Origin of the sequence: Escherichia sp. B1147 (assembly GCF_001660175.1) — a bacterium.
Lineage (GTDB): Bacteria > Pseudomonadota > Gammaproteobacteria > Enterobacterales > Enterobacteriaceae > Escherichia > Escherichia whittamii.
Genome location: NZ_LFHY01000022.1, coordinates 12818 through 32869 on the forward strand (window position 1 = coordinate 12818; position 20052 = coordinate 32869).

A 20052-nucleotide genomic window follows, 5' to 3' on the forward strand; every position below is an offset into this window, starting at 1 on the left:
TTAGACTCCTAACTTCCATGAGAGGGTGCGCAGCAGATCGGCAAAGACACCGGCAGCTGTTACATCATTACCCGCGCCGTATCCGCGCAGAACCAACGGCAGCGGCTGATAATAGTGGCTATAGAAGGCCAGGGCGTTTTCGCCGTTTTTTACTTTGAACAGTGGATCATTGCCATCCACTTCAGCAATCTTCACGCGGCAGACGCCATCTTCATCAATATTGCCAACATAGCGCAAAACTTTACCTTCATCACGGGCCTTCGCCACGCGTGCGGCAAAGAGATCGTCGAGTTGTGACAGGTTCGCCATAAAAGTTGCAACATCACCTTCCGCGTTAAACTCTGAGGGCAGCACAGATTCGATTTCGATATCCGCCAGTTCCAGTGCACGCCCGGTTTCACGCGCGAGAATCAACAGCTTGCGCGCCACATCCATACCAGAAAGATCATCCCGTGGGTCCGGTTCGGTATAGCCCATTTCCCTTGCCAGCGTGGTGGCCTCAGAGAAGCTCATCCCTTCGTCTAACTTACCGAAGATGAAAGAAAGCGACCCAGAAAGAATGCCAGAGAATTTCATCAATTCATCACCCGCGTTGAGCAGGTTTTGCAAGTTCTCAATGACCGGTAATCCCGCACCGACGTTGGTATCATAGAGGAATTTACGCCGTGATTTTTCCGCCGCGTAACGCAGCTGATGGTAGTAATCCATCGACGAGGTGTTGGCCTTTTTATTCGGGGTCACCACATGGAAACCTTCTCGCAGGAAGTCGGCATATTGATCCGCCACCGCCTGGCTGGAGGTACAGTCAACAATCACCGGATTCAGCAAATGATATTCTTTCACCAGGCGAATTAAGCGCCCGAGATTGAACGGCTCTTTGGCTTGCGCCAGTTCTTCCTGCCAGTTTTCCAGGTTAAGGCCATGCACATTGGTCAGCAGCGCCTTCGAGTTAGCAACCCCGCAAACGCGTAAATCGATATGTTTGTTCTTCAGCCAGCTTTGCTGCCGCTTCAGTTGCTCCAGCAGCGCGCCGCCAACTCCACCGACGCCAATCACAAACACTTCGATTACCTGATCGGTATTAAACAGCATCTGGTGGGTAACGCGTACGCCAGTAGTCGCGTCGTCGTTATTGACTACTACGGAGATTGAACGTTCAGAAGACCCTTGAGCAATGGCGACAATGTTGATATTGGCGCGGGCCAGCGCGGCAAAGAATTTCGCAGAGATCCCACGTAAGGTGCGCATACCATCGCCCACCACCGAGATAATGGCCAGCCGTTCAGTGACCGCCAGCGGCTCCAGCAAACCCTCTTTCAGTTCCAGGTAGAACTCTTCCTGCATCGCGCGTTCAGCACGCGCACAGTCGCTTTGTGGTACGCAGAAACTGATACTGTATTCGGAAGAGGATTGCGTAATCAGCACCACCGAAATTCTGGCACGTGACATTGCGGCGAACACGCGCGCCGCCATGCCGACCATTCCTTTCATCCCAGGACCGGAAACGCTGAACATTGCCATGTTATTCAGATTGGAAATGCCCTTGACCGGTAATTCGTCCTCATCACGGCTGGCACCAATGAGCGTACCTGGCGCTTGTGGATTTCCGGTATTTTTAATCAGGCAAGGGATCTGGAACTGAGCGATAGGGGTAATGGTGCGAGGGTGAAGAACTTTAGCGCCGAAGTAGGAAAGCTCCATCGCTTCCTGGTACGACATCGACTTCAACAGCCTCGCATCGGGCACCTGACGCGGGTCGCAGGTATAGACACCGTCAACGTCCGTCCAGATCTCGCAACAATCAGCGCGTAAACAGGCGGCCAGTACCGCGGCGGAGTAGTCAGAACCGTTACGTCCCAGCACCACCAGCTCACCTTTTTCGTTACCCGCAGTGAAACCGGCCATCAGCACCATGTGGTCAGCTGGAATGCGGCTTGCCGCAATACGGCGGGTGGACTCAGCAATATCGACGGTAGATTCAAGGTAATGACCGATTGCCAGCAGTTTTTCGACCGGATCGATAACGGTAACGTTGTGACCACGCGCTTCCAGTACACCGGCCATAATGGCGATCGACATTTTTTCACCACGGCAAATCAGCGCGGCGTTGATGCTGTCCGGGCATTGCCCCAACAGGCTAATGCCATGCAGGACATGTTTTATTTGGGCAAATTCTTGATCGACGAACGCTTTCAATTGCGCCAGTGGAAATCCCGGTTGAGCGGCGGCGAGTCCCGTCAGAAGTTCGGCAAAAATACGTTCGGCATCGTTGATATTGGGTAAAGCATCCTGACCGCTAATGGTTTTTTCAATCATTGCGACCAGATGGTTGGTAATTTTGGCGGGGGCAGAGAGGACGGTGGCCACCTGCCCCTGCCTGGCATTGCTCTCCAGAATATCGGCAACCCGCAGAAAACGTTCTGCATTTGCCACTGATGTACCGCCGAACTTCAACACTCGCATGGTTGTTACCTCGTTACCTTTGGTCGAAAAAAAAGCCCGCACTGTCAGGTGCGGGCTTTTTTCTGTATTTCCTGTACGCGTCAGCCCGCACCGTTACCTGTGGTAATGGTGATGGTGGTGGTAATGGTGGTGCTGATGCGTTTCATGGATGTTGTGTACTCTGTAATTTTTATCTGTCTGTGCGCTATGCCTATATTGGTTAAAGTATTTAGTGACCCAAGTCAATAAAATTTTAATTTACTCACGGCAGGTTACCAGTTCATAGGCTGCTGGTAGATGCTCTTTTTTTAATCCACACAGAGACATATTGCCCATTGCAGTCAGTATAAAAATCTGAAAATGCCCTTCCTTGTCGTTTTTTATTTGGTGATATTTTTTTCAATATCATGCAACAAACGATGCAACATGGCCGTATCTCGTTGCTCTAACAGCCCGATGCGTTGTTGCAACCAGTCGACCAGTTTGGTGTCATCTGCCACCGCCAGAGTCGTTAACAATGACATGGCACGTTCACGTAGTGCCTGCAGTTGAAATGGGTCCGCCGTTGCGGCAGATTCCACCGGTTGTTGTATTAATGTTGCTAATTGATAGCAATAGACCATCACCGCCTGTCCCAAATTCAGTGATGGATAATCCGCCACCATTGGCACGCCGGTGAGGACATCAGCAAGCGCCAACTCTTCGTTAGTCAAGCCGGAATCTTCGCGACCAAAGACCAGCGCCGCGTGGTTCATCCATGTCGATTTTTCCTCCAGTAGCGGCACCAGTTCTACCGGCGTGGCGTAGTAATGGTATTTCGCCCGACTGCGCGCAGTGGTGGCAACGGTAAAATCAACGTCGTGTAGCGATTCAGCCAGCGTTGGAAAAACTTTAATATTATCAATAATATCACCAGAACCATGCGCCACCCAGCGGGTAGCTGGCTCCAGGTGTGCCTGACTATCGACAATGCGCAGCTCGGTAAACCCCATTGTTTTCATCGCCCGGGCCGCTGCACCAATATTTTCTGCTCTGGCAGGTGCCACCAGAATGATCGTTATACGCATGTTGCCACTCTTCTTGATCAAATAACCGCGAACAGGGTGATGAATGTCAACTTATTACGCGGAGAGAATTTACAAATTCGTAACGTAAGTCGCAGAAAAAGCCCTTTACTTCACTTAAAAAAAGCTAAACTATTTCTTGACTACACTAACGGTGTAATTGTTAAAAATTGCTACATATCCTTCTGTTTACTTAGGATAATTTTATAAAAAATAAATCTCGACAATTGGATTCACCACGTTTATTAGTTGTATAAGGCAACTAGTTGTATTATTAAAATAATGTGACGAAAGCTAGCATTTAGATACGATGATTTCATCAAACTGTTAACGTGCTACAATTGAACTTGATATATGTCAACGAAGCGTAGTTTTATTGGGTGTCCGGCACGTCTTAGCCTGTTATGTTGCTGTTAAAATGGTTAGGATGACAGCCGTTTTTGACACTGTCGGGTCCTGAGGGAAAGTACCCACGACCAAGCTAATGATGTTGTTGACGTTGATGGAAAGTGCATCAAGAACGCAATTACGTACTTTAGTCATGTTACGCCGATCATGTTAATTTGCAGCATGCATCAGGCAGGTCAGGGACTTTTGTACTTCCTGTTTCGATTTAGTTGGCAATTTAGGTAGCAAACATGCAGACCCCGCACATTCTTATCGTTGAAGACGAGTTGGTAACACGCAACACGTTGAAAAGTATTTTCGAAGCGGAAGGCTATGATGTTTTCGAAGCGACAGATGGCGCGGAAATGCATCAGATCCTCTCTGAATATGACATCAACCTGGTGATCATGGATATCAATCTGCCGGGTAAGAACGGTCTTCTGTTAGCGCGTGAACTGCGCGAGCAGGCGAATGTTGCGTTGATGTTCCTGACTGGCCGTGACAACGAAGTCGATAAAATTCTCGGCCTCGAAATCGGTGCAGATGACTACATCACCAAACCGTTCAACCCGCGTGAACTGACTATTCGTGCACGCAACCTGCTGTCTCGTACCATGAATCTGGGTACAGTCAGCGAAGAACGCCGTAGCGTTGAAAGCTATAAGTTCAATGGTTGGGAACTGGACATCAACAGCCGTTCATTGATCGGTCCTGATGGCGAGCAGTACAAACTGCCGCGCAGCGAGTTCCGTGCCATGCTTCACTTCTGTGAAAACCCAGGCAAAATTCAGTCTCGTGCTGAACTGCTGAAGAAAATGACCGGCCGTGAGCTGAAACCGCACGACCGTACTGTAGACGTGACGATCCGTCGTATTCGTAAACACTTCGAATCTACGCCGGATACGCCGGAAATCATCGCCACCATTCACGGTGAAGGTTATCGCTTCTGCGGTGATCTGGAAGATTAATCGGCTTTACCACCGTCCAAAAAAAAACGGCGCTTTTTAGCGCCGTTTTTATTTTTCAACATTATTTCCAGATACGTAACTCATCGTCCGTTGTGACTTCTTTACTGGCTTTCATTTTCGGCAGTGAAAACGCATACCAGTCGATATTCCGCGTCACAAACATCATACCTGCCAGCGCCACCACCAGCACACTCGTCCCTAATAACAGCGCACTGTCAGCAGAGCTCAGTAGCCCCCACATCACGCCATCCAGTAACAGCAGCGCGAGGGTAAACAACATGCTATTGCGCCAACCTTTTAATACCGCCTGCAAGTAAATCCCGTTCATTAATGCCCCTATCAGGCTGGCAATTACCCATGCCACGGTAAAACCGGTGTGTTCAGAAAGCGCCAGCAAGAGCAAATAAAACATCACTAATGACAGCCCCACCAGCAAATATTGCATCGGGTGCAAACGTTGCGCGGTGAGCGTTTCAAACACAAAGAAGGCCATAAAAGTCAGGGCGATCAGCAAGATGGCGTATTTTGTCGCCCGGTCGGTTAATTGATACTGATCGGCAGGCGTAGTGACTGCAACGCTAAACGCCGGGAAATTTTCCCAGTTGGAATCATTGCCCGAAGCAAAACGTTCACCGAGATTATTGGCAAACCAACTGCTTTGCCATTGCGCCTGAAAACCGGATGCACTTATTTCTCGTTTCGCTGGCAAAAAATCACCTAAAAAACTGGGATGCGGCCAGTTGCTGGTTAAGACAAGCTCACTATTGCGTCCCGTCGGCACGACAGAAAAATCTCCAGTACCGCTTAAATTCAGCGCCATATTTAGCTTCAGGTTCTGCTTCAGCCAGTCCCCTTCTGGTAAAGGGATATGCACGCCCTGCCCGCCTTGATCTAACCCGGTTCCGGGCTCAATGGTCAGCGCTGTTCCGTTAAGTTCAGGCGCTTTCACTACACCGATCCCGCGTGCATCACCGACGCTAATCACAATAAACGGCTTGCCTAAAGTGATGTTTGGCGCGTTAAGTTCGCTAAGACGCGAAACATCGAAATCGGCTTTTAGCGTTAAATCACTGTGCCAGACCTGACCGGAATAAATACCAATCTTGCGTTCTTCTACGTTCTGATTGCCATCAACCATCAACGACTCAGGTAACCAGAAATGGATAAAACTTCGTTTCCGCTCCACAGTTTTATCCTCTTCCTGCACCGTATAAAGCTCTGTCACAGGAATAGCGATAAGCGGCCCAACCAACTTTTGCGGTCCACTGGTGCTTTGACGAATCGCATCTTCAACATCGCTACGGTAATCGGCACGTTCGACAATCACCTGCCGAATCAACATTAATGGAATTAACAACAGCAATACCGCGCCAAACAAAGTGGTCATTTTCCAGAACAGGGGGGATTTCAACATAGTCTTCTCCTTTGCAATGGCGACAGGATATGAAGGCTATGTGGGAAGAATTTGAAGTTATGTGAAGTAACGGTGAAGTCGAAGCGAGGCCAGTACACCGCCTTCCGGCACGTTGCACAGCGTGACTTCGCCATTAAGCAAACGGGCGACTTCACTGACAAACGCCAGCCCCAGACCACTGCTTTTTTGCCCATTCGCACGAGGCAAAGAGTAAAAGCGTTCAAAAATACGCGATAGCGCGTAGTCAGGAATGCCGCTACCGGTATCCTGCACGTTAAGCGTAACGTGTTCCTGCTCCCCCCCAGCACTAAGCGTTATGCTGCCATGCTCGGGAGTAAAATCGATAGCGTTATCCAGTAAATTCCCCAGTGCCTGTTCCAGCAACGCCGGTTCAGCAGCAACGTTAACCTCGGTGGGCATAACATTGAGAGTGATATTTTTTTCTGCCAGCTGCACGGTGCGTGCTTCGCTGACGCGGCGAAATAATGCCGCCACATTAACCGCAGAAAGAACCACTTCCTGGCGATTCTCTAGTCTTGCCTGGCGTAGTAGCGTTTCAACCAACGCCTGCATTCGCGCGTTTTGCGTCAGAATATTATCGGTAAAACGGGCCACCACTTCCGGCGGCGGACCTTCGCGTAAAATTTCCGCCGCGCCACGAATTGCCGCCAGTGGACTTTTCAACTCATGGGTTAACGCGTAGACATACTGCTCAATATAGTTTTTCCCTTCCAGTTTCACGCGCATACTTTCCAGCGCCTGTGCGAGCTTACGCAGCTCGCTACTACCGAGATTGGGGAGAGGAACGGGCTTATTGTCAGTAACAGAATCGGCATAGCGGGTGAGTCGGGCAATGGAGCGGTTGATCCACCAAACCATTCCTGCGCCGATTACCAGCGCAATTCCCAGCAAAATGGCGCTGGCCCATAAAATTCGCCGCTCGCTGCGTTTAACCACCGGTGCCATCGCCGCGTTCGGTTTGCCTACGCTCAAAACGCCAACCAGCCGCGAGCCGTCCATAATCGGCGCGGCAACATACATCACCGAACTTTCGGGGTCGGCAGGATTTTGCAACGTACTGCGCGCACCATACTGACCACGCAACGTTAGCCAGACATCATTCCAGCGAGAATAATCCTGCCCGACGGCTTTATTGGCCGAATCAAACAATACTTTGCCCTGCGCATCGGTCATATAGACATGGTATTCATTGCGTACTTTGTTGATGCCGCTGATATTGGCGCGAAACGGGCGATTTTGTAGCTGGTTAAACGCCTGCGCTAACTGCCCATGCGTTGGGTCACCAGAGAGCAAATCGGCACGCGCCAGTTCCGCCAGTAACGTTGCCGTATCGATCAACGTCCCTTCCGTCGCCCTTCGCACGCCCGGTTTAACTTCTTTGACAAAAATAGCCAGTACGAACCAGGCGGCTACCGCCACCAGTAAAAAATACCCCAGCAACAGCCGCATGCCGATACGCATTACAGGCTCCTCAGGCTGTATCCCATGCCGCGATGGGTATTGATCGGCGAAAGCTCGGGATTAATAGCGCGCAGTTTGGCACGCAGCGTTTTAATGTGAGTATCGACAGTGCGATCGTAGGTGTCCTGCGCATCTTCCCAGACGCTATCCATCAGTTGCTGGCGGGACCAGACGCGGCCCGGCGACTTGAGTAACGTTTTCAGCAACAAAAATTCATACCGTGTTAGCGTTAATGGCGTCTCAAACCAGCTGATCTGCGCCGCTGGTTCATTCAATTCAAAATGACCAATACGGATGACGGGAGACGGCGTCGAGAACTTCTTCACCCGACGCAGTAAGGTGCGCACTCTGGCGCACACTTCGCGAGGTGAAAACGGTTTAGCCACGTAGTCGTCAGCGCCAATTTCCAGCCCAAGCAGGCGATCCACCTCTTCACTGCGAGCTGTCAGGAACAGTACAGGTAGCGCCGGATGCTTCGCCAGCAACTGACGACACAATTCAAAGCCGCTGATATCCGGCAGACCAACATCGAGAATAATGACGTCGGGAACCTGCTGGCGTGCTTTATCCAGCACCGGCAAGCCTCGTTCAAAGACCTCGACGGCAAAACCTTCCTGCTGCAACATATAGACCAGCGTGTCGGCTATCCCTTGCTCGTCTTCCACTAACCAGACCGTTTCCCGTTGCATATATCGCCTCTGTTATTGCCGCCACGGCATGACAGGCACCGCGCTAATCGCATTTTTCGGCGACCCATCTACAACTTTGTCGGAGTAAGCCAGGTAAGCGAGCGCGTTGCGTTTGGCGTCATAGAAGCGTACGACCTGTAACGACTTAAAGACCAGCGACGTACGTTTTTTGAATACGACTTCGCCCTGAGCTTTGCCGTTTTTAATGCGCTCTGACAGTTCAATCGGCCCGACTTGCTGGCAGGAAATAGCTGCATCGGAAGTATCTTCCGCCAGGCCCAATCCACCTTTAATACCGCCGGTTTTTGCCCGGCTCACATAACAGGTGACATTTTTCACATCGGGATCGTCAAAGGCTTCTACGACAATTTTGTGATCCGGGCCGATCATTTTAAATACGGTATCGACCGAACCAATTTCTTCCGCATGTGCCAATGGCCCCAGCATTAACAGGCTTAAAGACAGGATCAAATGCTTGTATTTCATATTGTTACCATTTTTATAAGTTACACAGAGCAATTAGTTCGTCACGGTAAATAACATATTGATTAAGAACAAAATCTCAACACTTTTATTTCCGTCAAGACCTAAAACATACTCTACTAAGAAAAAAACACTGAATGCTAAAACAGCAAAAAATGCTATTATCCAATTACCTGATGTCAGGTGCTCGTTGTGAAAGGATGAGGATATTTTATGGATCAGGCCGGCATTATTCGCGACCTTTTAATCTGGTTGGAAGGTCATCTGGATCAGCCACTGTCGCTCGACAATGTAGCGGCGAAAGCAGGTTATTCCAAGTGGCACTTACAGAGAATGTTTAAAGATGTCACTGGCCATGCTATTGGCGCGTATATTCGTGCTCGTCGTTTGTCGAAATCGGCGGTTGCACTACGCCTGACCGCGCGCCCAATTCTGGATATTGCGCTGCAATACCGCTTCGACTCTCAACAGACATTTACTCGCGCATTCAAGAAGCAGTTTGCCCAGACTCCCGCACTTTACCGCCGTTCTCCTGAATGGAGCGCCTTTGGTATTCGCCCGCCGCTGCGTCTGGGTGAATTCACCATGCCAGAACACAAATTTGTCACGCTGGAAGACACGCCGCTGATTGGCGTAACTCAGAGTTACTCCTGTTCACTGGAGCAAATCTCTGATTTCCGCCATGAAATGCGTTATCAGTTCTGGCACGATTTTCTTGGTAATGCGCCGACCATTCCGCCAGTGCTTTACGGCCTGAATGAAACGCGTCCAAGCCAGGATAAAGACGACGAGCAAGAGGTGTTCTACACTACTGCGTTGGCTCAGGAACAAGCAGACGGATATGTACTGACGGGGCATCCGGTGCTGTTGCAGGGCGGCGAATATGTGATGTTTACCTATGAAGGTCTGGGAACCGGCGTACAGGAATTTATCCTGACGGTATACGGAACATGTATGCCAATGCTCAACCTGACGCGCCGTAAAGGTCAGGATATTGAGCGATACTACCCGGCAGAAGATGCCAAAGCGGGAGATCGCCCAATTAATCTGCGCTGCGAACTGCTGATTCCGATACGTCGTTAACGCTGCAACTCGTCTAATGCAGGGGCGTCCAGATGCGAGATGTCCCCTGCTGTTTCAACTACCCAACCAGACGCCAGCCACAGGCTTTCCTGATAATCCACGCGCGAAATAGAACAGTTACGCAGACGTAAGCGGCGTTCTGCCCATGCTGGTAAGCCGAGAATGGTACTCACCAGACATCCCAGGGCGATACCGTGGCTCACCAGTAGCGGCCGACTTCCCTGCGGCAAATCCCGGCAGGATTCCAGTGCAGCATTGACGCGATCGCTCAGTTCCTGCATTGACTCGCCTTCAGGAATACGTCCGTCAACGGTGCCATTGACGAGCTGACGACGCCAGTTCTCTTCTTCTTCAGTCAGAGAGTCAATGTGTCTTTTCTCCAGCACGCCCATATTTAACTCACGCAAGCGGGAATCAAAGATGATGTCACAGCCGCAAGCCTGAGCGATGATTTCCGCTGTGCGCCGGGTGCGACCTAAATCGCTACTGATGATATGTGTAATGCCAAGCTCTTTGGCACGCGTCGCCACCTGCATCGCCTGTTGCTCACCTTTGGCAGTCAGCGGGCTGTCAGACTGGCCCTGAATACGTCGCTCGGCGTTCCACTGCGTTTCACCGTGGCGGACTAGGTATACCTGTAACATGCTTTTTTTCCGTATACTGCTGTAACGTTAATTTTTGAGTAATCCTGATTATGCACCATGTTGTCTGTGCGACCACCAATCCCGCTAAAATTCAGGCCATTCTGCAGGCATTTCACGAGATCTTCGGCGAAGGATCCTGCCACATTGAGTCCGTTTCCGTCGAGAGCGGTGTACCGGAACAACCCTTTGGCAGTGAGGAAACGCGCGCTGGCGCACGAAATCGGGTAGAAAATGCCCGCCGTTTACATCCAGAGGCTGATTTTTGGGTGGCGATTGAAGCAGGCATTGATGGTGACAGCACCTTCAGTTGGGTGGTCATTGAAAGCACCAACCAACGTGGCGAAGCGCGTTCGGCTACTTTGCCGTTGCCAGAGGTGATTCTGGAGAAAGTGCGTGCGGGTGAGGCGCTTGGCCCCGTGATGTCGCGTTATACCGGTATTGATGAGATTGGTCGTAAAGAAGGAGCAATCGGCGTGTTTACCGCCGGGAAACTCACTCGTGCCAGCGTCTATCACCAGGCGGTGATTCTGGCGCTAAGTCCGTTTCATAATGCGGTGTATTAAACGCCTGATGCGACGCCAGGGCGTCTTATCAGGCCTACATTACTCATTGAAATTGCTGGTATTTGTAGGACGGATAAGGCGTTTACGCCGCATCCGGCATTCGGTGCGCAATGCCTGATGCGACGCTGACGCGTCTTATCAGGCCTACATTACTCATTGAAATTGCTGACATTTGTAGGACGGATAAGGCGTTTACGCCGCATCCGGCATTCGGTGCGCAATGCCTGATGCGACGCTGACGCGTCTTATCAGGCCTACATTACTCATTGAAATTGCTGACATTTGTAGGACGGATAAGGCGTTCACGCCGCATCCGGCGAGACGGTGCTCAATGCCTGATGCGACGCTAACGCGTCTTATCAGGCCTACAAAATCAATCGCTTTTCAGCAGAACGTCTTCCAGCCACTGACGCAGCTCAACGGGCGCGGCTTTCAAACTGTTAGAGCCACGCGTAATGGTCGCGATGCCCGCGCCGAGTTCATTTTTTAACTCGCGCTGGCTCATTTCACCGCGCAGCAACTCTTCGACGATACGCACGCGAGTCCCCAATGCTTCGCGCTCATCCGGCGTCAGCATCAGATTTAACAACGGTAAATGGAGATCGTTTTCGTAGGCATTCTTAAGCAGGTCGACAAAACGTAACCACTCCTGGTGACGCTGTTCTGCCATCGCTGCTGAATAGGGTGATTGTTGGGCCATAGTGTGTCGCCATTGTTAGCGGGGGAAGCCTGATGCCTCCCCCGGTTGTACTCGCTAAAGAGTACGATAGCATACCATAAAGGTTCAAATCAGTAACGACGTCCCCATTCCGTAGCGCTCAAAAGCGTGGGTTTATCGCCCATGAAATAGCGATAGTACGCGTCATAAGCCAGCACATTTTTCACATAACCGCGCGTCTCGGAGAACGGAATACTCTCGACAAACGCCACCGCGTCGATACGCCCGGCGCTGTTGCCAAGCCATGTGCGCACCCGCCCTGGACCTGCGTTATAAGCTGCCGAGGAGAAAATGCGGTTATTGCCAAATTGCTGATAAACATATTGCAGATAACTGGTGCCGATATTGATGTTCGTTTCCGGATCCAGCAATTGCCCTGGGCTGCTATAACCAGGGATAGAGAACATCTTCACCGTTTGAGTCGCCGTACCGGGCATAATCTGCATCAGGCCGCTGGCCCCTACCGGTGATTTCACTTTCGGATTCCAGGCGCTCTCCTGACGGGCGATAGCCATTGCATAGCTTTGCGGGATATCTTTGCCGTTGGTGTAACGTTCAAAGAGATCGTTGTAGGCCAGTGGGAATCGTTCTTCCAGATGATCCCACAATTTCCCGGCGATCGTCGCCTGAACACTAAGATCCCACCAGTGATTGTTAAAGGCATAGCGCGCCAGTTGTGCCTGCTCTGTTTTTGACTTGCTCTTCACCAGATTGGCCCACTCGCTACGCGCGGTGTTATCCATATTCCAGTACATCAACTCGCGCACGCGCGCCATCTCAGGCCCCTGAGTCAGGGCGCTGTCAACGTTCTGCGGCGCTTTATCAATCTTTAGTTGATACTCTTCGCCAATACGTTGCGCAGCGACCATCGGGTAGAATCCACGCTGTCCCATGAGTTGATGCAAAATCTCTTTTGCTTCAGCCTCACGCCCGCGCTCCAGCAGTAAATCCGCCTGCCAGTAGCGCCATTCATCTTTTTCTTTCGCCTCTATTGGCAGACGCGCCAGCCAGGTATTCAGACCTCGGCGATCGCCAGTGCCAAGCGCCATCCGCACGCGACGTTCAATTAACGAAGTGGATTGCGAACGCATAATCGCTTCATCACGCCATTTCGCCTGTTCGTCGGTAATATCGTTGCCCATCAGACGCCAGGCGACGATATCGCGCAGCTCCTGAATCTGATCTTCATTAAGCTGCTGCGCCTGGGCAAGCGAAGGGATCATCAGTCGTGCGTTTTCAGCATCCTGACGCGCCACGCTTGCAAATGCCACCGCCGCCATCTGGCGGGTAAAATCGGTCGCGCCGGTCGAACGCGCGAAGGTCAGCACAGTATTAGGATCATTTGCCAGCGAAATGATTGCCGAAGCAATAGTCTGGTAATCGGCAGGCATTTGCCCTGCCAGCACCGTCACCAGCCCGGTATTGCCTGCTTTCATCGCAAGACGAATACGCTCTAAATAAGCCTGGGGTTCTTGTTTGCCGGACGCACGCCAGACGCTAAATAACTTGTCACAAGCGTTAGGCTGGCTCTTTCCGGTTAGCCACAGCTCTTTCGCCCCCTGCCAGGCTTCTTCGCTCTGCCCGGTGTTCCATTTCGCATAGTAGTAATTACACTGGGCTTCGGTTGTGCCTGGTTTTTCCGGGCTAAAGGCCAGCAGACCGCGCCAGTCTTCACGTCGCGCCAGTTCATTAACGAAACGCGATTGCAGCGTGCGAGCAGGAGGAAGCGTGGGGTTAGCACGAACAAAGTTAGTCACTGTCACCGCCGGTTGATTCATCAGATCATCGGTTATCTGGCGATATTCCAGGTAGGGGTATAACGGATAATCCTTCAGGGATGGCATCATTTGTTCGACCACATCCATTTGTCGATTATCCCAGGCCTGCTTGATTTGCGCGTAGCGGCTACGCTGCTCATCCAGTGAGTCGGCTCGCGCCACGCTGCTGACCGTCAGCAGACAGACACCGGCAGCCAACAGCCGCCAGGTAACTTGTTTGGCTTTTTCCACAAGCGCATCCTCTAAGTGTAAATACATCAATGCAGCGTCATGCCGCGTAATAGATTTATGCTAACCAGTCATTGCTGTTTGCGCCACGTTATGGACACTTTTTTACTTTTATACTCTAAATAATTCGAGTTGCAGGAAGGCGATAAGTGAGTGAGTCCCCAGGAGCTTACAGAAGTAAGTGACTGGGGTGAGCGAGCGTAAGCGCAGCACATGCAACTTGAAGTATGGCGAGTATACTGCGAAGGTGATCGACCAACTGGGATTAGGCGGGGAAAAAGGCTACACTTCGCCTTTGAAAACTCATCATCACGATAAACATAGAGGCGAAGTCCAACGTGGCTCAATTCGTTTATACCATGCATCGTGTCGGCAAAGTTGTTCCGCCGAAACGTCATATTTTGAAAAACATCTCTCTGAGTTTCTTCCCTGGGGCAAAAATCGGCGTCCTGGGTCTGAACGGCGCGGGTAAGTCTACCCTGCTGCGCATTATGGCGGGCATCGATAAAGACATCGAAGGTGAAGCGCGTCCGCAACCGGATATCAAAATCGGCTATCTGCCGCAGGAACCGCAGCTCAATCCGGAACACACCGTACGTGAGTCCATTGAAGAAGCCGTTTCTGAAGTGGTTAACGCCCTGAAACGTCTGGATGAAGTGTACGCGCTGTATGCCGATCCAGATGCAGATTTCGACAAACTGGCTGCTGAACAGGGCCGTCTGGAAGAGATCATTCAGGCTCACGACGGTCATAACCTGAACGTACAACTGGAGCGTGCAGCGGATGCGCTGCGTCTGCCGGACTGGGACGCGAAAATCGCTAACCTCTCCGGTGGTGAGCGTCGTCGCGTGGCATTGTGCCGTCTGCTGCTGGAAAAACCAGACATGCTGCTGCTCGACGAACCGACCAACCACCTGGATGCAGAATCCGTGGCGTGGCTGGAACGCTTCCTGCACGACTTCGAAGGCACCGTGGTGGCGATTACCCACGACCGTTACTTCCTCGATAACGTCGCGGGCTGGATCCTCGAACTTGACCGCGGTGAAGGTATTCCGTGGGAAGGCAACTACTCCTCCTGGCTGGAGCAGAAAGATCAGCGTCTGGCGCAAGAAGCTTCACAAGAAGCGGCGCGTCGTAAGTCGATTGAGAAAGAGCTGGAGTGGGTACGTCAGGGTACTAAAGGCCGTCAGTCGAAAGGTAAAGCGCGTCTGGCACGCTTTGAAGAGCTGAACAATACCGAATACCAGAAACGTAACGAAACCAACGAACTGTTTATTCCACCTGGACCGCGTCTGGGCGACAAAGTGCTGGAAGTCAGCAACCTGCGTAAATCCTATGGCGATCGTCTGCTGATTGACTCCCTGAGCTTCTCGATCCCGAAAGGGGCGATCGTCGGGATCATCGGTCCGAACGGCGCGGGTAAATCGACGCTGTTCCGTATGATCTCCGGTCAGGAACAGCCGGACAGCGGCACCATCACTTTAGGTGAAACGGTGAAACTGGCGTCGGTTGATCAGTTCCGTGACTCAATGGATAACAGCAAAACCGTTTGGGAAGAAGTTTCCGGCGGGCTGGATATCATGAAGATCGGTAACACCGAGATGCCAAGCCGCGCCTACGTTGGCCGCTTTAACTTTAAAGGGGTTGATCAGGGTAAACGTGTTGGAGAACTCTCCGGTGGTGAGCGTGGTCGTCTGCATCTGGCGAAGCTGCTGCAGGTTGGCGGCAACATGCTGCTGCTCGACGAACCGACCAACGACCTGGATATCGAAACCCTGCGCGCGCTGGAAAACGCTCTGTTGGAGTTCCCGGGCTGCGCGATGGTTATCTCGCACGACCGTTGGTTCCTCGACCGTATCGCCACGCACATTCTGGATTACCAGGATGAAGGTAAAGTTGAGTTCTTCGAAGGTAACTTTACCGAGTACGAAGAGTACAAGAAACGCACGCTGGGCGCAGATGCGCTGGAGCCGAAGCGTATCAAGTACAAGCGTATTGCGAAGTAATGCGTAAAATGCCGGATGCGGCATAAACGCCTTATCCGGCCTACAAAACCAGCGATTTCAATACGTTGCGAAACTGTAGGCCTGATAAGACGCGTCAGCGTCGCATCAGGCATTGAGCACCGGATGCCGGATGCGGCGTAAACGCCTTATCCGGCCTACAAAACCAGCGATTTCAATACGTTGCGAAACTGTAGGCCTGATAAGACGCGTCAGCGTCGCATCAGGCATTGAGCACCGGATGCCGGATGCGGCGTAAACGCCTTATCCGGCCTACAAAACCAGCGATTCCAATACGTTGCGAAACTGTAGGCCTGATAAGACGCGTCAGCATCGCATCAGGCATTGGTTCTTATCCCTGCTCCCCCATCATCTCCCGCACCAGCTCTACGCAGCGCAGGAAACGGCTGTCGTAATCGCCCTCTTCAACCCGCACGAATTCGATATTGTTCTGTTCCAGCATCTCTATCAGCAGGTTCTGAAACTCTTTGCGATCCACCGAGCTGCCGAGGCTGCGTAGACCATCCGCCACCCACGGGGTATTGTTTTCCAGCAGGATCACCAGATCAAAGCGATATTCATCGATCAATGCCTGCACAAAAGGATGCTCACGCCCTTCGTACTTTTTACAGAACGCCTGAGTTGTCACGAAATCGGTGTCGATAAACGCCACTTTATTGGCATATTTCACCGCAAAATCAATATATTGCGCGTGTCCCAGCGCAATTTTATCGTAGTCGGAATACTGTAACGCAATCTCATCGCCGCCGAGATGCGAAAAGACATAATCGCGACCAAACTCCCACGCACTGGTGGTGTTGAAGATATTGGCGAGTTTGTTTACCAGGGTGGATTTACCGCTAGATTCACCACCGAGGATCGCCACGGTACGCACAAAGAACGGCTTCACTTCGGTAGGAATATATTCCCAGTAGCGGAACGGATTTTCGCGGATCTGCGCGCCGCTAATACTCATAAAAGTGCGTTTCGGATCGACAAGCACCGTTTCGATCCCCAGATGTTCCATATACTGCGGCGCGTCGGCTTCCTCCGAGGTGTAGATCAGATCCGGCTGAATGCCTTTTTCGGCCATAAACTTTTTGATGCCGTTGCTCCACACATCCCAGCCGTGCGGATACGGCTCCATGCCCTCTTCGTTAAAGGCATGAATGCGAATATTTTTCTGATATTTAAAGGTTTGCAATAACCAGCGCAGACGATCCGGCACCGTTGGCTGCTGCGACATGGCGCTGTCTTCGAACAACGCGCGGTCACGGGTATCATCAAAACCCATAATGATATGCAGTTCGTCAACCTGGCTACAGGCGCGCTGGATAAGGTAGATATGTCCGGTATGCAGCGGGTAAAACTTACCGAATACGACACCGATGGTTTTCTTTTGCCGGGGAAACTCAAGCCCCAAAAAACGGTGCAATGCCTCCAGCTTTTGCGCGCTGGGGCTTTTAATTTTGGCATTCAGTAACTGGCTTAAATACCCTTTGGTCATACCGCTGGCATCAGCCACCTGCTGTAACGTGCAGCCCTGTTGCTTGATGGCAGTTTTCAGGTAATCAAATGACGACATATCTCCCTCCGTATCTCTCATTATAAGTCGTCGAACACGCTAAGTGCGTCGGAGAGTTTTTTAACGCCAAAAATCTGCATCCCTTCCGGCACTTTTTTCGGTACGTTAGCCGCCGGAACAATTGCCCGCCGGAAACCGTGTTTCGCCGCTTCTGAGATTCGTTCCTGACCACTGGGCACCGGGCGGATCTCCCCTGCCAGCCCGACTTCACCAAACACCACCAGATCCTGTGGCAGCGGTCTGTCGCGCAGGCTGGAAACCATCGCCAGTAGTAACGCTAAATCGGCGCTGGTTTCGGTCACCTTAACGCCGCCGACCACGTTCACAAACACATCCTGATCGGCCATTTGCAGACCGCCGTGACGGTGCAGCACTGCCAGCAGGATTGCCAGACGGTTTTGTTCCAGCCCGACGGCCACGCGGCGTGGATTTGCCATCATCGAGTGATCGACCAGCGCCTGAATCTCCACCAGCAGTGGGCGCGTTCCTTCCCATACCACCATCACTGAACTACCGGAAGTCACTTCGTCGCCGCGACTTAAGAAGATCGCCGAAGGGTTGCTGACTTCACGCAGCCCCTGTTCGGTCATCGCAAATACGCCCAGTTCATTCACCGCGCCAAAGCGGTTTTTATGGCTGCGCAAGGTGCGAAAACGGGAGTCGGCATCGCCGTCCAAAAGCACCGAACAGTCGATACAGTGTTCCAGCACTTTAGGGCCAGCCAGTGAACCATCTTTAGTTACATGACCCACCATGACAATCGCCACGCCGCGCGTCTTGGCAAAGCGCGTCAGATAAGCCGCCGTTTCACGCACCTGCGCCACGCTGCCAGGCGATGACTGAACATCCGCCATATGCATCACCTGGATGGAGTCGATTACCATCAGCTTCGGTTGCTCTTCTTCGGCAATCAGGCAGATCTGTTCGATGCTGGTTTCCGACAGCATATTTAGATTGTCAGTCGGCAGGCCAAGGCGATGAGCACGCATCGCCACCTGTTGTAGCGACTCTTCGCCGGTGACATACAGCGTTTTCATCTGCTGCGCCAGTTTGCACAACGTTTGCAGTAGCAGCGTGGATTTACCCGCACCTGGGTTACCGCCAATCAGAATGGCGCTTCCTGGTACCACCCCGCCGCCTAATACGCGGTCGAACTCTTTAAATCCAGTGGAAAAACGCGGCAGTTCTTCAAGGCTGATATCGGAGAGTTTCTGGACTTTCGCCACTCCCGCGCTACCGGCATAGCCACTGAGACGCTCGTTACGCGCCACCGTTGGCGACGCAGCAAGACGCACCTCGGTGATGGTGTTCCAGGCATGACAGGCGCTGCACTGCCCCTGCCAGCGCGGATAATCGGCCCCGCATTCATTACAAACAAAGGCGCGTTTTGGAGCTTTTGCCACGGTGTACCTCGTTAATGCTGTGCCGCCCGCAGGATGGCGGGCGCGCAATTACTTCTGATTCAGGCTGCCGGAGAGGATGCAGAATACCCCCATAAGGTCAGCGTGACGGATGGTGACATCCGTCTTTTCATTCACTTTGGGCTTGGCATGGTAGGCAATCCCCAGCCCCGCAGCTTTGATCATCGGCAGGTCATTGGCGCCATCGCCAATCGCCACGGTTTGCGCCAGCGGGATATCATACTCCTGCGCCAGCCGGAGCAGGGTGTTAGCTTTGTACTGCGCGTCTACAATGTCGCCCATCACATTGCCAGTAAATTTACCGTCCATAATCTCCAGTTCATTGGCTACCACGGCGGTTAATCGCAGCTTGTCACGCAGGTATTCGGCAAAGAAGGTAAAGCCGCCGGAGGCAATCGCCACTTTCCAGCCCAACGTTTCCAGCTTCAGCACTAGTTGCGTCAAGCCCGGCATCAGCGGGAGATTTTCACGCACCTGTAGCAAAATGTTCGCGTCAGCGCCTTTCAGCGTCGCCACGCGGCTACGCAGGCTGGCAGTGAAATCAAGCTCCCCGCGCATTGCCCGTTCGGTCACTTCCGCCACCATCTCGCCCGTTCCGGCCAGTTTGGCAATTTCATCAATACATTCAATCTGGATGGCGGTGGAGTCCATGTCCATCACCAGCAGCCCTGGTGTACGCAGGTGCGGTATTTTCCCCAGCGGCGCGACATCCAGTTGTGCTTCATGCGCCAGGCGCGTTGCCCGCGCGGTGAGCGAACCAGCCAGACGAATCACCTGATAATCTTCCACGCACCAGGCGGCAACAATCACCATTGCCGCGCCCAGTTTGCTTTGGTACTGGGTCAGACGTTGTTTATCCAGCCCACGACCATACAGCAGCCAGCCGCTACGACCTGCGTGGTAATCCAGTGGCATCACTTCATCACCACTTAAAGAAAGAGGCAGACCAGGCCATAAAGAGACATCTTCAGGCAGGTCGCACCAGGTAATGTTAGGCATTAAGGCTCCTGTAAAATCGTTCGAAGCAGGGAAAATAACGCATGAGGCTACCTTGTATCCATTGCTTCTGGCAACATTAAGTCTCAAATTTTCGACGGGTG

At 52.0% G+C, this 20052-nt stretch carries 18 protein-coding genes and 1 other annotated feature; of the genes, 4 read left to right on the forward strand and 14 right to left on the reverse strand.

What is annotated here, in order from left to right; genetic code table 11:
- From thrA to yjjY, 4 genes are all read right to left on the reverse strand, one after another.
- A complete protein-coding gene (gene thrA / locus A9180_RS20610) occupies positions 1–2463 on the reverse strand; it encodes a bifunctional aspartate kinase/homoserine dehydrogenase I (protein WP_064530375.1) in 2463 nt (820 codons plus the stop codon).
- 25 nt (positions 2464–2488) lie between these two features.
- Positions 2489–2608, reverse strand: a sequence feature (Thr leader region).
- Complete coding sequence (gene thrL / locus A9180_RS20615) at positions 2544–2609, reverse strand: thr operon leader peptide (RefSeq protein ID WP_001386572.1); 66 nt, start codon at positions 2607–2609, stop codon at positions 2544–2546. Its footprint overlaps the feature before it by 65 nt.
- A gap of 213 nt (positions 2610–2822) precedes the next feature.
- Positions 2823–3509: a tRNA/rRNA methyltransferase gene (locus tag A9180_RS20620; protein WP_064530376.1), complete on the reverse strand. Its 687-nt coding sequence runs from the start codon at positions 3507–3509 to the stop codon at positions 2823–2825.
- Positions 3510–3908: 399 nt separating this feature from the next.
- Positions 3909–4049 carry a protein YjjY gene (yjjY, locus tag A9180_RS20625; protein ID WP_001303782.1) on the reverse strand — a complete coding sequence of 47 codons (141 nt, stop codon included), beginning with the start codon at positions 4047–4049 and terminating at the stop codon, positions 3909–3911.
- 95 nt (positions 4050–4144) lie between these two features.
- Between yjjY and arcA the strand changes: the two genes are divergently transcribed.
- Positions 4145–4861, forward strand: coding sequence for a two-component system response regulator ArcA (gene arcA, locus A9180_RS20630; protein ID WP_001194358.1), 717 nt, complete (start codon positions 4145–4147; stop codon positions 4859–4861).
- Between the two features lie 61 nt (positions 4862–4922).
- Here the strand turns inward: arcA and creD are convergent, their stop codons facing one another.
- From creD to creA, 4 genes are read right to left on the reverse strand one after another with little or no spacing between them, the layout of a single operon-like run.
- The gene (gene creD, locus A9180_RS20635) at positions 4923–6275 is read right to left on the reverse strand and encodes a cell envelope integrity protein CreD (RefSeq protein WP_064530377.1); all 1353 of its coding nucleotides are present in this window, start codon (positions 6273–6275) and stop codon (positions 4923–4925) included.
- A 57-nt stretch (positions 6276–6332) separates the two neighbouring features.
- Positions 6333–7757, reverse strand: a complete 1425-nt coding sequence (gene creC, locus A9180_RS20640; RefSeq protein ID WP_064530378.1) for a two-component system sensor histidine kinase CreC — start codon at positions 7755–7757, stop codon at positions 6333–6335.
- Positions 7757–8446: a two-component system response regulator CreB gene (creB, locus tag A9180_RS20645; RefSeq protein ID WP_064530379.1), complete on the reverse strand. Its 690-nt coding sequence runs from the start codon at positions 8444–8446 to the stop codon at positions 7757–7759. Before creB ends, creC begins: the two co-directional genes overlap by 1 nt.
- A gap of 12 nt (positions 8447–8458) precedes the next feature.
- The gene (gene creA / locus A9180_RS20650) at positions 8459–8932 is read right to left on the reverse strand and encodes a protein CreA (protein ID WP_064530380.1); all 474 of its coding nucleotides are present in this window, start codon (positions 8930–8932) and stop codon (positions 8459–8461) included.
- A gap of 210 nt (positions 8933–9142) precedes the next feature.
- Between creA and robA the strand changes: the two genes are divergently transcribed.
- Positions 9143–10012: an MDR efflux pump AcrAB transcriptional activator RobA gene (robA, locus tag A9180_RS20655; RefSeq protein ID WP_064530381.1), complete on the forward strand. Its 870-nt coding sequence runs from the start codon at positions 9143–9145 to the stop codon at positions 10010–10012.
- Here the strand turns inward: robA and gpmB are convergent.
- A complete protein-coding gene (gene gpmB, locus A9180_RS20660; protein WP_000942344.1) occupies positions 10009–10656 on the reverse strand; it encodes a 2,3-diphosphoglycerate-dependent phosphoglycerate mutase GpmB in 648 nt (215 codons plus the stop codon). The two genes, robA and gpmB, sit on opposite strands and share 4 nt — an antisense overlap.
- Before the next feature lie 50 nt (positions 10657–10706).
- On the opposite strand from gpmB, the gene yjjX reads away from it, so the two are divergent.
- Positions 10707–11219, forward strand: coding sequence for an inosine/xanthosine triphosphatase (gene yjjX, locus A9180_RS20665; RefSeq protein WP_064530382.1), 513 nt, complete (start codon positions 10707–10709; stop codon positions 11217–11219).
- 373 nt (positions 11220–11592) lie between these two features.
- Here yjjX and trpR read toward each other — a convergent pair whose 3' ends face one another.
- Together trpR and sltY are read right to left on the reverse strand one after the other, a co-directional pair.
- A complete protein-coding gene (trpR, locus tag A9180_RS20670) occupies positions 11593–11919 on the reverse strand; it encodes a trp operon repressor (protein WP_064530383.1) in 327 nt (108 codons plus the stop codon).
- 89 nt (positions 11920–12008) lie between these two features.
- The gene (gene sltY / locus A9180_RS20675; protein ID WP_064530384.1) at positions 12009–13946 is read right to left on the reverse strand and encodes a murein transglycosylase; all 1938 of its coding nucleotides are present in this window, start codon (positions 13944–13946) and stop codon (positions 12009–12011) included.
- 335 nt (positions 13947–14281) lie between these two features.
- Here sltY and ettA point away from each other — a divergent pair, with 335 nt between their 5' ends.
- Complete coding sequence (ettA, locus tag A9180_RS20680) at positions 14282–15949, forward strand: energy-dependent translational throttle protein EttA (RefSeq protein ID WP_064530385.1); 1668 nt, start codon at positions 14282–14284, stop codon at positions 15947–15949.
- Positions 15950–16298: 349 nt separating this feature from the next.
- Here ettA and nadR read toward each other — a convergent pair whose 3' ends face one another.
- From nadR to serB, 3 genes are read right to left on the reverse strand one after another with little or no spacing between them, the layout of a single operon-like run.
- Positions 16299–17531 carry a multifunctional transcriptional regulator/nicotinamide-nucleotide adenylyltransferase/ribosylnicotinamide kinase NadR gene (gene nadR, locus A9180_RS20685; protein ID WP_064530386.1) on the reverse strand — a complete coding sequence of 411 codons (1233 nt, stop codon included), beginning with the start codon at positions 17529–17531 and terminating at the stop codon, positions 16299–16301.
- A 20-nt stretch (positions 17532–17551) separates the two neighbouring features.
- Positions 17552–18934 (reverse strand): DNA repair protein RadA, encoded by a 1383-nt coding sequence (gene radA, locus A9180_RS20690; protein ID WP_001029699.1) that lies wholly within the window; start codon positions 18932–18934, stop codon positions 17552–17554.
- Positions 18935–18982: 48 nt separating this feature from the next.
- A complete protein-coding gene (gene serB, locus A9180_RS20695; protein ID WP_064530387.1) occupies positions 18983–19951 on the reverse strand; it encodes a phosphoserine phosphatase in 969 nt (322 codons plus the stop codon).
- Positions 19952–20052: the final 101 nt, after the last annotated feature.

Bases quoted from the DNA above. Each gene is read 5' to 3' on its own strand.
- thrA (WP_064530375.1), bottom strand. From the start codon at position 2,463: ATGCGAGTGTTGAAGTTCGGCGGTACATCAGTGGCAAATGCAGAACGT.
- A9180_RS20620 (WP_064530376.1), bottom strand. From the start codon at position 3,509: ATGCGTATAACGATCATTCTGGTGGCACCTGCCAGAGCAGAAAATATT.
- yjjY (WP_001303782.1), bottom strand. From the start codon at position 4,049: ATGACTAAAGTACGTAATTGCGTTCTTGATGCACTTTCCATCAACGTC.
- arcA (WP_001194358.1), top strand. From the start codon at position 4,145: ATGCAGACCCCGCACATTCTTATCGTTGAAGACGAGTTGGTAACACGC.
- creD (WP_064530377.1), bottom strand. From the start codon at position 6,275: ATGTTGAAATCCCCCCTGTTCTGGAAAATGACCACTTTGTTTGGCGCG.
- creC (WP_064530378.1), bottom strand. From the start codon at position 7,757: ATGCGTATCGGCATGCGGCTGTTGCTGGGGTATTTTTTACTGGTGGCG.
- creB (WP_064530379.1), bottom strand. From the start codon at position 8,446: ATGCAACGGGAAACGGTCTGGTTAGTGGAAGACGAGCAAGGGATAGCC.
- creA (WP_064530380.1), bottom strand. From the start codon at position 8,932: ATGAAATACAAGCATTTGATCCTGTCTTTAAGCCTGTTAATGCTGGGG.
- robA (WP_064530381.1), top strand. From the start codon at position 9,143: ATGGATCAGGCCGGCATTATTCGCGACCTTTTAATCTGGTTGGAAGGT.
- gpmB (WP_000942344.1), bottom strand. From the start codon at position 10,656: ATGTTACAGGTATACCTAGTCCGCCACGGTGAAACGCAGTGGAACGCC.
- yjjX (WP_064530382.1), top strand. From the start codon at position 10,707: ATGCACCATGTTGTCTGTGCGACCACCAATCCCGCTAAAATTCAGGCC.
- trpR (WP_064530383.1), bottom strand. From the start codon at position 11,919: ATGGCCCAACAATCACCCTATTCAGCAGCGATGGCAGAACAGCGTCAC.
- nadR (WP_064530386.1), bottom strand. From the start codon at position 17,531: ATGTCGTCATTTGATTACCTGAAAACTGCCATCAAGCAACAGGGCTGC.
- serB (WP_064530387.1), bottom strand. From the start codon at position 19,951: ATGCCTAACATTACCTGGTGCGACCTGCCTGAAGATGTCTCTTTATGG.